This is a genomic window from Azospirillum sp. A23 (assembly GCF_042938965.1).
GTDB lineage: Bacteria > Pseudomonadota > Alphaproteobacteria > Azospirillales > Azospirillaceae > Azospirillum > Azospirillum melinis.
This window is the reverse complement of record NZ_CP170663.1, coordinates 94,915-108,570: the sequence shown is the minus strand read 5'-3', so window position 1 is coordinate 108,570 and position 13,656 is coordinate 94,915. Positions and strand designations below refer to the sequence as shown.

Annotated in this window: 12 protein-coding genes; 10 read left to right on the top strand and 2 right to left on the bottom strand. The window is 66.9% G+C overall.

Features of this window, described 5'->3' with window-relative positions; genetic code table 11:
• Positions 1–90 precede the first annotated feature (90 nt).
• Both ABNQ40_RS00465 and ABNQ40_RS00460 read left to right on the top strand, forming a co-directional pair.
• The gene (locus tag ABNQ40_RS00465) at positions 91–549 is read left to right on the top strand and encodes a hypothetical protein (RefSeq protein ID WP_246307289.1); all 459 of its coding nucleotides are present in this window, start codon (positions 91–93) and stop codon (positions 547–549) included.
• A gap of 51 nt (positions 550–600) precedes the next feature.
• Positions 601–1,338, top strand: a complete 738-nt coding sequence (locus tag ABNQ40_RS00460; RefSeq protein ID WP_109050754.1) for a hypothetical protein — start codon at positions 601–603, stop codon at positions 1,336–1,338.
• On the opposite strand, the gene ABNQ40_RS00455 is transcribed toward ABNQ40_RS00460, so the two are convergent.
• The gene (locus ABNQ40_RS00455; RefSeq protein ID WP_109050755.1) at positions 1,289–1,693 is read right to left on the bottom strand and encodes a DUF6524 family protein; all 405 of its coding nucleotides are present in this window, start codon (positions 1,691–1,693) and stop codon (positions 1,289–1,291) included. The two genes, ABNQ40_RS00460 and ABNQ40_RS00455, sit on opposite strands and share 50 nt — an antisense overlap.
• A 24-nt stretch (positions 1,694–1,717) precedes the next feature.
• Positions 1,718–2,122, bottom strand: coding sequence for a DUF6524 family protein (locus ABNQ40_RS00450; RefSeq protein WP_109050756.1), 405 nt, complete (start codon positions 2,120–2,122; stop codon positions 1,718–1,720).
• A gap of 155 nt (positions 2,123–2,277) precedes the next feature.
• Between ABNQ40_RS00450 and ABNQ40_RS00445 the strand changes: the two genes are divergently transcribed.
• The 8 genes from ABNQ40_RS00445 to ABNQ40_RS00410 all read left to right on the top strand — a co-directional run bounded on the left by ABNQ40_RS00445 (position 2,278) and on the right by ABNQ40_RS00410 (position 13,650).
• Positions 2,278–3,432 (top strand): hypothetical protein, encoded by a 1,155-nt coding sequence (locus ABNQ40_RS00445; RefSeq protein ID WP_109050757.1) that lies wholly within the window; start codon positions 2,278–2,280, stop codon positions 3,430–3,432.
• Complete coding sequence (locus ABNQ40_RS00440) at positions 3,429–4,979, top strand: ATP-binding cassette domain-containing protein (protein ID WP_109050758.1); 1,551 nt, start codon at positions 3,429–3,431, stop codon at positions 4,977–4,979. Before ABNQ40_RS00445 ends, ABNQ40_RS00440 begins: the two co-directional genes overlap by 4 nt.
• Positions 4,980–5,071: 92 nt before the next feature.
• A complete protein-coding gene (locus ABNQ40_RS00435; RefSeq protein WP_247879899.1) occupies positions 5,072–5,998 on the top strand; it encodes a COG4223 family protein in 927 nt (308 codons plus the stop codon).
• A 103-nt stretch (positions 5,999–6,101) separates the two neighbouring features.
• The gene (locus ABNQ40_RS00430; protein WP_109050759.1) at positions 6,102–7,073 is read left to right on the top strand and encodes an MlaA family lipoprotein; all 972 of its coding nucleotides are present in this window, start codon (positions 6,102–6,104) and stop codon (positions 7,071–7,073) included.
• 614 nt (positions 7,074–7,687) lie between these two features.
• The gene (locus ABNQ40_RS00425) at positions 7,688–8,725 is read left to right on the top strand and encodes a hypothetical protein (protein ID WP_247879900.1); all 1,038 of its coding nucleotides are present in this window, start codon (positions 7,688–7,690) and stop codon (positions 8,723–8,725) included.
• Between the two features lie 19 nt (positions 8,726–8,744).
• Positions 8,745–10,121, top strand: a complete 1,377-nt coding sequence (locus tag ABNQ40_RS00420; protein WP_109050761.1) for a chemotaxis protein CheW — start codon at positions 8,745–8,747, stop codon at positions 10,119–10,121.
• A 28-nt stretch (positions 10,122–10,149) separates the two neighbouring features.
• The gene (locus tag ABNQ40_RS00415; protein ID WP_109050762.1) at positions 10,150–12,099 is read left to right on the top strand and encodes a methyl-accepting chemotaxis protein; all 1,950 of its coding nucleotides are present in this window, start codon (positions 10,150–10,152) and stop codon (positions 12,097–12,099) included.
• 36 nt (positions 12,100–12,135) lie between these two features.
• Entirely contained in the window at positions 12,136–13,650 is a 1,515-nt protein-coding gene (locus tag ABNQ40_RS00410) for a mechanosensitive ion channel family protein (protein ID WP_109050763.1), read from the top strand.
• Positions 13,651–13,656 lie beyond the last annotated feature (6 nt).

Genomic DNA, 13,656 nt, shown 5'->3' with positions numbered 1-13,656 from the left:
CCCGATGCGCTCTCCGCGCATGGCGGGAAGGCCGGATAAGACCGTGGGGACAGGCGGACGCTCTATTCGTTCGCAGGGTGCGATGTAGACTTGGCAACGCAATGGGTTGGATTTCAAATGACCGAAGCAGTCGAGGATTGCCGCCGTAAATTCGCCGATCTGGTCAAGCTGAATGGGATTTCAAGCAAGTATATCGAGCGCGACACCGAGCGGCGGATCCTGGAGGATGGGGTTGTCCGTTGCGGCCTGACGCTGGAGGAAGCACGCGGTGTCATGCGTTGTGTTGCCGACGATTACGATCTCGTTTTCGAAAGCGAAACCGATCGTCGGATCCGGCAGGTGCTGGACAAGCACGCCGGGAAGAAGGGAAAGATCGGCAAGAAGCAGTTCAACCAGACTGCCTCGATCCTGCGCGATTTCTCCAACGACAGCATCAGCGAGGAAGAGGCGCGGCGGCACATCAAGCGCATCATGACCGACAATGGATGGCAACCGAAGCGGGCCGGGCTGATCCCGACCAAGCGCTGGTACCGCAAGATCGAAACCTGACACCTGCCCTGACACCTGCAAGGCTGAGGCCCGCGACGGGGAGCGACGCCCATGGATATCCTAGAGCTGTTCGCGTCGGGAACCGTCATCCTTATCGGGACACTTCTGATCGCGGCACCGCTGATCGTCTACCGGGCGCTGTTCGACACCGCGCGGCATTGGCATGCGTACGGCGCCGGCCGCGCCGGCATCGTCGAACTGTGCGGGTTCCTGATCGGCATCTGCTTCATCCTGACCACGCCGCTTCCCGGCGGCGGCCTGAATGCCGATCTGCTGTTCGGCGTCGGCGGCCCCTGGGATCTCGATCCTTCGGCGTTCGAGGCCCTGGTCCTCGACACGCTGGCCGAGGCTCCGGACCGGCTGGCGGCGTGGCTGGCCGAGCGGGACGACCGCCTCAACCTGACCCTGGTCGTCGGTTTCGCCTTTGCCTTGCTGGCGGGACGGGGAGCCTGGGGCTTCTACCGGACCTATTGGCGCGTGGCCCTGCTGACCCTGGCGATGGACCTGACGCTGGCGGCGCTTGCGTCGGTGGCGACGCTCTACGCCATGCTTCTCGGCCTCTGGCTGCTCAACCGCCTGAATTTCTGGGCTTTGGCGGTCGCGGTGCTGGTCATGCAGGAGTACCGCTACAACACGCTGGGCCTGTTCCAGAAGCAGCGCCATTTCCGCGCACCGAAATCGATGCTCCCGCTGGGCGCACCGGTCAGCAGCGGGAGCGACAACAGCCGGCGGAAACGGGTCAGGGCGGAGGGGTCAGGACGTGCGACTGGCCGGAAATTCGGCGTTTGAAATGCGACCAGCACACACCGGACGCCAGCACCAGCCCCGCCAGCACCAGCGCCAGATAGCTGCTCCACAACGGTGCGTCGGCATCGAGCACGCCGAGGTGCCGCAGCGACAGATAGCCGCTGTAGAGGATCGTCACCGCAGTGAGAATCCCCGGCAGGCGCAGCGCGACCCAGGCGATCCGCAGATAGGCGGCATAAAGGGCGAGCAGCAGCAGGCCGACGGCGATCTTCACCGACAGGCGGCTGCCGTCGTCGGTTCCGAGCCAGGCGGCATAGGAATAGCCGGTCGGGTTCCAGGTGGCGAACAGCAGGAGGAAGCAGGTTACGGTGCGGATCAGATAGCCGAAGCTCTTCATGGCGTCATCCGGCCGGTCAGGCGATCAGGCGATCAGGTTCTGGGAATCGACCTGACCGCTCAGGCGATAGCGCACGAGCGACCAGGATTGCCCGGCCCCCAGCACGATGGCGACGGTGCTCAGCAGGCCAAGCGAACGGGTGGTGGGATCGGTCAGATCGATCACGCCGAAATCCCACAGGACCCAGCCGAACGACGACACGACCGAAAGCACCAGCAGAATGCCGATCAGCTTCATCGAACGCCACGTGGCCTGCGCATGGATGAAAAGCAGGAAGGCCAGCACCGACGCGCCGAACAGCTTGACCGTCCAGTGCCCCTGATCGCCGACGAGCCAGTCGTAATAGGAATAGCCGGACGGGTTGTAGATGCCGAAGATCAGCAGGACCGCGAAGATGATCCGGACGATGAAACCCGCTGTCGTCATCATGGCGGCGGCTCTGCACAAATTTTCGGTTTTTCCCGTCCGGAAACCGTACGCCGCCCCAATTGCCCGGTCAATGTCGGGAAGATCCCGCAAATGCCGCACCGTTTCCCCATCCCCCTCCCTGTGCCGGAATGACGCATCGCGATGGATCGGCTGACATGACGCCCGTGAACGCCCTTTTCGGCAAGCCCGCCGCCATCGCCGCAAGCCTGGCTCTCGGCGCCCTCTTCCTGTCGGCGGGCTGGACGACGCTGCCGACCCGCCATGCCGCCGCCACCGTCAGCTATCAGTTGGCCGCCCCGATGGACGGCACGCCGGCGACCTCCCCTGCTGCGCCCGCCGCGGCGCCCATTCCGGTGCCGGTCTTCCTGATGCAGCCCGACCACGCGACCATGCGCAGCGGCACCGGCCTGCTGCAGCCGGACGGGCGGGTCGACATCACGCTGTTCGATCCGTCGGACCCGCGGCTGATCCATGGCAGCGAGGCGCTGATGTTCAACACCGAGTTCCGCGTCCTCTGGCTGCTCGCCACCGACGAGGAGCGGGCCCGGCTGTGGCGCGGCATCGAGGAGGTGGGGCGCGGGCTGCGCACCGCCATGGACGGCATCCTCGAATCCCCGGAATTCACCGGCGAATACCGCGACGCCTTGCAGGAGATCGGCCGGATGGCGATCGAGGAGGCCTGGCGGGCCCCGTCGACCCGCGCCACCTACGAGGAGTTCCTGCGCAGCGCCGAACCGATGCTGCACGACATCGTCGGCCGCGACCTGAAGGCCATCGCGACGAAGCAGGTCGAGCCGCTGGTGTGGAACCTGATCGGCGCCAATGTCGGCATGGCGCTCGATCCGTTCCGCAGCCAGTCCTGGGATCTCGCCCCCGTCGATCAGGCCATCGACGCCATCCTGCGCGAAGCGCGGGAGGCCGGGCTGGTCAACCGCGCGGCACGGCAGCTTGCCGACAGCTGGCAGGCGAAGGCCTTCCTGAAGACCTTCGCCGGAAATGTCGTCGATGCGCTGGCCCATCAGCAGCGCCTGCGCGACGTCGCCGGCCGGATGGTGAACGATCCCCGGCTGGGCGCCTATCTGAAGCCGGTTTCCGGCCCGGCCAGCGATCTGGCCCGGCTCGCCCCCGACCTGCTGTTCGGCGTCCAGGCCGGCGCCGATCTCAACGCGCTGGCCGCCCACACCTTCCAAGGCTTCCTGACCGGCCGCGGCGGTCCGCTCATCGTCATGATGAGCGCCCGCCAGCGCGAGGACATCCTCACGCTCGACCGCTATTCGCCCCGCATCCTCCTGCATGCCGTGCCGCAATGACCCAGACCTCCCATGCCCTCGTCATCGATGGCTTGACCATCGACCGGCCGAACGGCCAGCCGCTGCTGCGCCACACCAGCTTCGCCATCGACCCGGCGGAGGTGGTGCTGCTGGTCGGGCCGAGCGGGTCCGGCAAATCCACCATCGTCAAGCTGCTCGGCGGCCTTCTGGAGAACGGCCCCGGAGAATGGCGGGTGTCGGGACGCCTGCATTGCGGCGGACAGCCGATGGATCTGGCGACGGAGCGCAGTCCGGTCGGCGGCATCGTCTTCCAGGACCATGCGCTGTTCAACGATCTGAGCGCCGTCGAGAATCTGCGGATCGCCGCCGACCATGCGGCGCACCCGCCGGATGCCGTGCTGATCGCCGACGCCACCGCCCTGCTGGACGGCATCGAGCCGACCCAGACCGTCAGTTCCTGCAGCGGCGGGCAGCGCCAGCGCCTGGCCATCGCCCGCACCCTGCTGGCCGACCGGCCGGTCCTGCTGTTCGACGAACCGAACTCCGGTCTGGACGTCGCGATGGCGCGGCGGCTGGGCGAGTTGATCCGCGATCTGTGCCGGTCGATGAACAAGCCGGCGCTGGTGGTCGCCCACCACGTCAAGGATCTGCTTCCGGTGGCCGACCGCGTGCTGCTGTTCGACACGCGCAACCACCGGCTGGTCGAGGTTCCGCGCGATGCCGAAGCCATCGAGGCGGCCCTGCTGGCCTTGGACGAAAGCGCTCTTCCCAATGACAGACAGGCAGGGCTTACAGAAGCCGGCTTGGCTGAAACCGGAATTCTGCGAGGCGCCGGCAAGGGTCGGGACTGGCGGCGGGAGGTTGGCCACCGCTCCCGCTTCCACTGGTTCCTGCGCTATCTTGCCGAATATTTCTGGGAGCTGTGCGTCTCGCCGCTCATGCTGATCTATATGGGAGCCGGCGCCCTGATCATGGGCTTCGTGTCGATGTGGTTCGGCTTCCACTACAACTCCTTCGGCGGCTATTTGAAATCCCTTCTGCACGACGAGACGCTGGTCGGGCTGGGGCTGGTCCAGGGCACCGTGGCGGTTCCGCTGATCAGCAGCATCCTGTTCGTGGCGCGCAACAACGCCATCATCGCCGCCGACATCGGAAACCGGGTCCTGTCGTCGCAGTTCAGCGCCATGCAGAACCTGCGCATCACCGCGCGCGGCTACATCTTTTCGGCCATCCTCATCAACATGGTGGTGGGATCGCTGATCCTGCTGGTCATCTCGCTGGGAATGGCGAGCTGGGCGTCGATGCAGACCTGGCACATCCAGTTTCCGATGCAGAGCTTCGAGCTGTGGCGCAGCCATTTCTTCCGCAAGCTGCTGCCCGACGGCCTGCATCCCTCCTTCAGCATGGTCTGGGTTCTTTTGAAGGTGGCGCTCAGTTCACTGCTTGCCGGCGGCGCGGCGATTGTTATCGGCTGCGGAAAGAAAGAATCGGTTCTTGAAATAAACGCAGCGATTGCGCGTTCGATCATTGTCGGGGTGACTCTGACTCTGCTGGTCCACGCCATCATTTCAATTCTGACACTCTGACACACCTCCCCTTCGGATATTTCCCGATAGCGCGGGAACTCTTTTGGGGTAACATTGCGGTGAATGGACGCCGTGAAACGGGGAAGCGGATCATGATCACGGATGCGGACATCGAACAGCGGGCCGCGGCGCAGGATGCCAAGGCCGCGGGAAGCCAACCGGAACCCTGGCAATCCGCCGGTCAGGCGATTCCGCCGTCTCCCCCGCCCGACCTGCCGCCTTTGAAGGCGCCGGCTTCGGACGGGCGAAACCCGTCGCTGCCGCTGATCCTGTCCATCGCGGCGCTGGTCGCCACGGTGTCCGCCCCCTACTGGTCGCCGCCGCTCTACCGGCTTTTCCGGCTTCAGCCGGCCGGACTGGAATGGCAGGCGAGGCAGGAGGTCGAAACCGGCCGTCTCGCCCGGTCCGTCGCCGAACTGGACCGCAAGGTCAGCGATCTGTCGGCGACACTGATCAGGACGACCGAACAGGGCCTGTCGGCCAATGCGGTGCTGGCCAATGCCGATGCCAGAATCCGGATGGTGGCGCTTCTGCAGCTGCGCGCGACCTTGCGCCGGCCGGTTCCCTTCGATGCGGAGCTGAAGGCCGTCCGTGCCCTCGGCGGCAAGATGGAGGAGTTGGAGCCGCTGCTGGCCGCGGTGGAGGCCTATGCCGCAAACGGCATTCCGGTGGAAAGCCAGCTCCGGCAGGATTTCGCGGCGGTCACCGAGGCTGCGGGGCGCACCGACCCCCGACCGACGCCGATCAAGTGGCTGTCCAACGTCACGGGCTGGACACCGGTCGCGGTCGAACCTGAGGCAATCCGGCCGGTGACGATTGCCGAACAGGCGCAGGCGCTGCTGGCCGAAGGCAATCTGCCGGCCGCCATGGCGCAGCTGAGCGCCATCGACCTCGGCTCCACGTCTCCGGCCCGCGCCTGGATGGAGGATGCACGGGCACGGATCGCGGCGAACCAGGCGGTCGACCGCATCGCCGAGATTGTGGTGACGGCGGCTGGCCGGATGTCTCCGAAATCCTGACAGGACTGGGTCGGGTCCATGCGGGGCCCATGCACGGGCGGCGGTTTCACGCTCCGGCCGTTAGCGTCCAATTGGCAAAATATGGCTGGCAAGGTATGGCTGGATGAGTTGCGACCTTCTCGTGTCTCGCCTGCTCGGCTCGGTGATCGCCGCGTCGCTCTGGACCGCTTCGGCCGCCTGCGCCAGCCCTCCGACGGCAGCGTCGCCCCAGGGCGCCGCCGCGCAAGCCACAACGGCTCCGGCGGCCTCCGCCGCCACGGCAAAGGATGCTGCTGAACAAGGTGGCTGGCTCGACAGCTACAGCCGCGCCGTCTTCGATTTCAATCGGCATCTTTACGACGGCTTCGACGCGGTGGGCGGCTGGATGCGGGGCGGGGCACCGGCCGCACCGCCGGATCCGGCGGCCGGAAGCGTGCAGAACGTGGTCACCAATCTGGTGAACGAGCCGCTGACCGCCGTCACCAGCACGATGATCGGCGAGTTCGGCAACGCATGGCGGTCGGTGGAGCGCTTCGGCATCAACAGCACGGTGGGCGTTCTCGGCTATTACGACACCGCGAGCCAATGGGGATTCACCCCGACCCACACCGACCTCGGCCTCAGCCTGTGCCGCTCCGGCGTGGGTGAGATGGGGTATGTGGTCCTGCCGTTCATCGGTCCGCGCACCGGTCGCGACGCAATCGCCGACATCGTCCTGATGAACGCCGTGCTTTGGACCTTTGCCGGGGTGGCGGCCGGCACCGGCGCCAGCTTGCAGACCATCGTCATCGCCGAATCGGTCGAGGTGGTGGCGGACATCACCGCGACCCGGCAATTCGACATCGAAGCGAAGAACATCCGCCTGCCGGACTACGATGCCACGCGCACGGCCTACCTGAAGCAGCGGCGGGAACGCTGCGCCCAGCCGATCGAGACACCGCCCGCCAAAGGGCCGGTTTCCGCTCCCCCGTCGCTCGACCGGACACCACCGGGCCGGGGGCGCTCTTCGCCCGAGATAGCCTTCCCGGAAGACGACCGCCCAGGTCCACGCAAAGGACTTTCCGTGCAGCGGGCGTACACGGTCGCAACCCGATAACCGGCTGCGCGCATCGAAGAGCAACCACCCCACCGCTCTTTCGCCTCCCTCCCGACAAGTTGCTCCGCTTTTCAAGGCTGCAAGGTCGATCAAATGCTGAAAGACCTTTCCACCAGACCCGAAATTTTTACTCAAGATCTTACATAAATATATTCGACAGTCGTTGCCGTCATCGCCGAATAGCCACAGCGCTATTTTGAAAATCGAAAGTTCTTCAATTTTTTAGAATGATTAATTCTGAAATTGAGTTTCATAAATAATTTAAAACTGAAGATTTGAAACCTAATAGGGGTTGTCCGAATTGACTCAACCTATCTTTTATAAATAAAATTTCCCCAATAGTCGTTTAATCACTTAATCAATTTTTGGTCAGTCAAACGAATGCCCTGCAGGGTTTTTATTTCTACTGAAGATTATCTCTTTCAGTTCGCAATTTGTTATCGGCGATCTCATTCAAAAATTTCTCCGCACGCTGAAAAAAGATGCCCTGAAGGAGAGGAAGCGCTGTGACAGAGCCAACAATGACGGGATCGGATCGGAACGATCGATGCCGCGACCGCAGAAGCGGTGAGGCATGCGGCCGGCGGAACGGACTGGCCGGCGCGATTCTGACCGTGCTGCTGCTCATCGCCCTTGCCCAGTTCGCCTTGCCGTCCTGGGCGGCAACCGAAGCCTCCCCTGCCGGAACTGGCGCCCCGCCCGGCACCGCCGCCTCGCCGCCGCCAGCCTCCGACGGCGCAACGCCGCCTTCCGCCGCACCGGCACGACCGGACGGGCCGACGGAGGTGAAGGTGGGCATGTACCTGACCCAACTGCTCGATTTCGATATGTCGAAGCGGTCCTACTACGCGTCGTTCTGGCTTTGGTACCTGCACGACAATCCCGAATACGATCCGCATGCGACGGTCGAAGTCGCGAACGCGAAGTCGGACAGCGTGAAATTCGCCTCGCTCGACACCAGCAAGGGAGTCCGCTGGCATCAGGAAAAGCACGGCGCGGTGCTGGCGGAGGATTGGGAAATCACCCGCTTCCCGTTCGACCGGCAGAAGCTGGTGATCATGGTCGAGGACGGCCAATCCGACACCGGCCGCATCCGCTTCGTCGCCGACAGCAAGAACAGCCGCATCGATCCGGCCGCGACCGTGCCGGGCTGGACAATCGAGGGCTTCGACCTCTCGGCCCAGGACGTGACCTACAACACCTCCTACGGCGATCCCACCCTGTCGGAGGACAGCGTCTATTCGCGGGTCGTTGCGACCATCACGGTGAAGCGCCAGGGCATCCGCCTGCTGTGCAGCCTGTTCGTCGGCTTCGGCGTCGCGTTCCTGCTGGCCCTGCTCACCTTCGTCCTCGATTTCGAGTCGATGGCGGGATCGCGGATCGGCCTGTGCGCCGCGGCGGTGTTCGCCGCGGTCGGCAACAAATACGCGCTGGACGGCTATCTGCCGCCCGCCTCCACCTTCACGCTCGCCGATGTGATCGTCAGCACGACCTTCGCCTCCATCCTGCTGGCAGCGCTTGCCGTCGTCCTGATGCAGCTGACGCACAAGCGTGCGCCACGCTTCGCCCGCGTCGCCAACCTGTTGCTGTGTCTGGCGACCTTCGCCGGTTACATCGGCATCAACGGCTATGCCGTCACCTCGGCCGCCTGACGGAACGGTGGAGACGACGATGACCGCCCCGCTCCCGATTGCCGGCCCGACGGCGCCGCGGCCAGCCGCCCGGACGGCGACGATGACCGCTCTCGTCGCCGGGCGGCACGTCGCAATTCCGGCGAGCCAGGTGGCGGCCGTCGATCTGGCTGTACCCGCCGCACCGGTGCCGTTCGCTCCGCCCGGCTACGAAGGCGTGGTCTTCAGCCACGGCGTGGCCGCGGCGCAGATCGACCTGGGGGCCCGGAACGGCGGGCGACCGGGTGACGGGCGATGGAGCCTGCAACTGGACCACGCGGCAGGGCCGCTGTCGCTGCGGGTCGATGAGGTGAAAGCCGCCGACGGGACCATGGCGGAGCCGGCCTCCGGCCCTGTCCTCTCCATCGATCCGGACGATCTGCTCGGCGGGCTCGCTCCCTGCGGGCCGCAGCCGGCACAGCCGGGACCGGATTATATGGACCGGACGACCGAAGAGCTGGACGTGCTGTTGGTCGCCGGTGGCGGACAGCGTGTCGCCATCCCCGCGACGCTGGTCGACAGTGTCGGCCGTCCGGACGGCCTTCTGACCGCGCACGGCATCGCCCCCCGTCAGGTGGTGATGCTGGACGGCGACCTGCTGCCGGCCCACTCCCTTGCCTCCTGGATCGGGGCCGGATCGCCGGAGGACGACAGCTGGGCCTTGCGCCTGCGCACGCCCGACGGGACCATCGCCCTGACGGTCGCCGAACTGTTCGGCCTGCACAGCCTGCCACGCCGGGATCTGGTGGCCGTCGATGCCGACGGCGAAACCTCCCTGTGGTGGCGGGACGATGCGGGCAACCGCCCGATCCAGATGGTTCATCCGGGGGCGGGCGGGTTCCTGCCGATAGACCGGCCGGCAGCGCGCGAAGCGGTCTGCACGGCCGTCCGGCCCCTGCCCGCTCCTTCGTCGGGCCACAGCCATGTCGCGATGGCGGCCGGCCCCGTGATCCTGGCCGCACCGGCCGCCATGGTGCGGGAGGTGCGGGAGATACCCTGCCCCGGCGACTTCCACCGGTCGCGCCGCTCCGGATCGATCCCCGCCTTCGACATCGACGCGGCGTTCGGGGGCACGGCCGGGCCGGCCGGCTGCGTGGTGCTGAAGCGCGACGGCCGGCGTCCCATCGCCCTGCTGACGGGACGGATCGAAGCGGCGGATGGCGGCTTCGGCTGGCATGCGCCACCGCCGCTGCCCCATGCGATGGCCGTTCTGGCCGAGGCGGTCCGCCCGGCGCCCGGAAAACCTTCGGACGGCAAGCCGGTCCTGGAATGTCTGGTGCGGCCCGACGCCTTCCGCCGCCCGTGGCGTGCGGACCCCGGAGATGTCGTGCGGACGGCCATGCGGGCGTCATTCGCCGGCTGGCTTTCGAATTGGTGAGCGGACCCTGCAGGAGTGCCCTGGCGCAATGTTCAAGAACCTGAAAATCGGCAAGAAGCTGGCGGTCCTGGTGGTCGTCCTCAATGGCTTCACCGCCATCATCGGCCTCATCTCCCTGCATGGCATGAAGATGGGAAACGACGCGCTCGACACGGTTTACAATGACCGGGTGGTGCCGCTGCGCGATCTGAAGGTGATCGCCGACCTCTATGCGGTCAACATCGTCGATATGGCGCACAAGGCCCGGAACGGGAATGTGCCCACCGAGGCCGCGCTCACCGCCATCGACGCCGCCCGGTCCGGAATCCGCGAAAAATGGCGTGGCTATCTGGCAACCTATCTGGTCGACGAGGAAAAGGCGCTGGTGGCGAAAGCCGAACCGCTGATGGCCGACGCCGACCGCGCGGCCGACCGGCTGCGCGGGATCCTCGCTGCCGGCCATTCCGAACGGCTCGACCGTTTCGTCATCGACGAGCTGTATCCGGCAATCGAGCCGGTTTCCGATGCGATGTCGGCCCTGATCGAGTTGCAGTTGACGGTCGCCAAATCGGTCTACCAGCAGAACGACGCCCTGTACGACCTCACGGTCCGCCGGACCATCGGGCTGCTGATCGGTGCGGTGCTGGTCGGGGTGGCGCTCGGGCTGGCGATCATCCGCTCGATCACCGTGCCGCTCGGTCAGGCCCGCGATGTGATCGACCGCATGGCGCGGGGCGACCTGAACGTCACCGTCGCCGACGACGGCCGCCGGGACGAGATCGGCCATATGCTGCGCGCCACCGCAGGCATCGCCGCGACGCTGAAGGCGGTGGCCGGCGACCTGCGCGACCTGATCGAGGCGGCCCGCGGCGGCGCCCTGTCCGTGCGGGTGGAGCCGGAACGCCATGCCGGTGAATTCGCCGTTCTGGTGCGCGGCGCCAACGAACTGGTGGAGGTGCTGACCACCCCGCTGTTCGAGGTGGCGTCGGTGATGGCGCGGCTGTCCTCCGGCGACATCCGCGGCCGCATGACCGGTTCCTATGAAGGCGACCTGCGGGCGCTGAAGGGCAACGTCAACCGCAGCATCGACGCGCTGGCCCTGCTGCTCGACGAGATCTCGGGCTTCGCCGGGGCGCTGGCCCAGGGCGATGTGACCCGGACCGTCGACGGTGCGCACCAGGGCGACTTCGCGGCCATCAAGAACAACCTGAACCGCGCGGTCGAGCAGCTCGCCGCCGTGCTGCGCGCGGTGAACGGCTCCACCGAACAGGTCGCCACGTCGGCGACGGAGACGGCGGCGGCGGCCATCGACGTGTCGCGCCAGGCGGCCGGCCAGATGATGACGCTGGCCGACGTGTCGGGCGCCATCGAGCAGACCGCCGGCGCCATCGGCGAGATCGCCCGCAACGCCGAACGCGGCAGCACCCTGGCGCGCGGCACGGCTGACCTTGCCGAGGATGGGCAGCGGACGCTGATCTCGCTCAGCCGGGCGGTCGACGGCATCGCCGAACGGACGGCGGGGATCGAACGGATCAGCGCGCTCATCGCCGGGATCGCCGACAAGACCTATGTGCTGGCGCTCAACGCCGGGCTGGAAGCGGTCCGGGCGGGAGAGAGCGGCCGCGGCTTCGGCCTGATCGCCGCCAAGATCTCGTCGCTGGCCGAGGACGTCACCGCCGCCACCCGCGACATCGGCACGCTGGTGCGCGAGGCGTCGGCGGGGGTGGAAACCGGCGTGCGGGCCGCCGGCGAAGCGGCGGAAGCGATCGGACGCATCGTCGAGGCGTCGCGCGACAGCGGCTCCACCGCCCAGTCCATCGCCGCCGCCATCGACGAGCAGAACGCCATGGCCAGCCTCCTGAAGGACCGGGTCGAGCAGCTCTCCATGACCGGGCAGGCGACGGCCGGCGCTGCGGAGGAGATCTCCGCCACCATGGCCGCGCTGACCGACATGGCGCAGCGCCTGAAGGCGGAAACCGCCCGCATCCGCACCGCCTGACCACAGCCGCACCGGAGAGGAGGCAACGGGAACGCCATGAAGGAAGGGTTGCGCCGCGCGGCCGGCAAACTGACCGCGCCGTTCGTCATCACGCTGGTGGTGCTGTTCGGCTTCTATCTCGGGGGCGACAGCTTCCAGGGATTCGGGCTGGCCGCGATGGACAGCACGCGCCGCGTGTTGAAATACGTTCTCGGCGTTGCCGCTTTCCTGTCGCTGGCCGTGCTGGTGCAGCGGATCGTCCAGTATGTGATCTTCGACGGCATCGTCGCGTCGGCCACCGGGTCGCCGGTGCCGAAGCTGCTGAGCCAGATGTCCGGTCTGGTGATCTTCGGCATCGCCGTGTCCGCCTGCGCCGGCATCGTGTTCGAACAGGATCTGACGGTGCTGTGGGCGGCGTCCGGCGTGGCCGGCCTCGTGCTCGGCATGGCCCTGCGCGAGCTGCTGCAGGACGTGTTCGCCGGCATCGCGCTCAACATCGACCGTGCGATCCGCATCGGCGAATACATCCAGATCCACCGGTCGGGCGACAGCAAGATCAGCGGTCAGGTGCTGGAGATCAGCTGGCGCACCACCCGCGTGCGCGACTTCATGGGCGATCTGGTGATCTTCCCCAACAGCAAGTTCAGCGCCTTCACCATCACCAACTTCAGCCAGCCGGAGGCTAACAGCTTCCGCTTCGTGACCCTGACGCTCGACGCCCGCGTGCCGCTCGCCCGCGCCACCCGCATCCTCCAGGCGGCGGCGCTGGAGGCGATGACCGGACTTGCCGGCCCCGACACGCCGGTCCCCTGGGTCGAGGTCAAGGCGATCCGGCTGGAGGGCGTCGAATACGCCATCTTCTACAAGGCGGAATGGCGCCATCTGGGCAACGCATCACCGATGATCCTTCAGACGGTGCTGACCCATCTCGCCTTCGCCGGGCTGGAGACCGCGACCGTCCTGACGGACGGCCCATCCGCTGCGGACGGCACGTTCCGGCAGACTGGGGGCGCCGGCCCCGACACGGCCGCCTTGACCGCCCTGCTGCGCGCCACCGCCCTTTTCCGCGGGGTGGGGGATGCGCCGCTGTGCCTGCTGGCCTCCCACGCGGCGATGCGGGAACTGCCGGCCGGTCGGGTGGCGATCCAGGCGGGAGAGGCCGGGACCTCGCTCTATCTGGTGCTGGAGGGGCTGCTGTCGGCGGATGCCGGGCGCAGGTCGGTCCGCGGTCCGCTGCCGGCGACGCTGCGTCCCGGCGACCTGTTCGATCCCGCCATCCTGCGCGGCGAAGCCCATGGCAGCACCGTGCGCTGCCGCACGGCGGTCCTGCTGTGCGAATTCGGCCCCGACGCCCTGCAATCCCTGTTCGGCGCCGGTGCCGGCACGATGGAGTTCGGCGCCGGTGCCGGCGCAATGGAGCGCGTGGCCCGCAACCTCGTCGCCGGCTCTGCCAGCCGCTCCGACGAGGACGAGGAGCGGGTCGCCGACACCCTGCGGCAGATGCGGCACCTGTTTCCCGCCCCTGTCGGACGGCATGGCTCAAGCATCGGCCCGGTCGCCAACACGGGCTGAAACCAC

Coding starts and splice junctions, on each gene's coding strand:
- ABNQ40_RS00460 (WP_109050754.1), top strand. CDS start 601: ATGGATATCCTAGAGCTGTTCGCGTCGGGAACCGTCATCCTTATCGGG.
- ABNQ40_RS00455 (WP_109050755.1), bottom strand. CDS start 1,693: ATGAAGAGCTTCGGCTATCTGATCCGCACCGTAACCTGCTTCCTCCTG.
- ABNQ40_RS00450 (WP_109050756.1), bottom strand. CDS start 2,122: ATGATGACGACAGCGGGTTTCATCGTCCGGATCATCTTCGCGGTCCTG.
- ABNQ40_RS00445 (WP_109050757.1), top strand. CDS start 2,278: ATGACGCCCGTGAACGCCCTTTTCGGCAAGCCCGCCGCCATCGCCGCA.
- ABNQ40_RS00440 (WP_109050758.1), top strand. CDS start 3,429: ATGACCCAGACCTCCCATGCCCTCGTCATCGATGGCTTGACCATCGAC.
- ABNQ40_RS00435 (WP_247879899.1), top strand. CDS start 5,072: ATGATCACGGATGCGGACATCGAACAGCGGGCCGCGGCGCAGGATGCC.
- ABNQ40_RS00430 (WP_109050759.1), top strand. CDS start 6,102: ATGAGTTGCGACCTTCTCGTGTCTCGCCTGCTCGGCTCGGTGATCGCC.
- ABNQ40_RS00420 (WP_109050761.1), top strand. CDS start 8,745: ATGACCGCCCCGCTCCCGATTGCCGGCCCGACGGCGCCGCGGCCAGCC.
- ABNQ40_RS00415 (WP_109050762.1), top strand. CDS start 10,150: ATGTTCAAGAACCTGAAAATCGGCAAGAAGCTGGCGGTCCTGGTGGTC.
- ABNQ40_RS00410 (WP_109050763.1), top strand. CDS start 12,136: ATGAAGGAAGGGTTGCGCCGCGCGGCCGGCAAACTGACCGCGCCGTTC.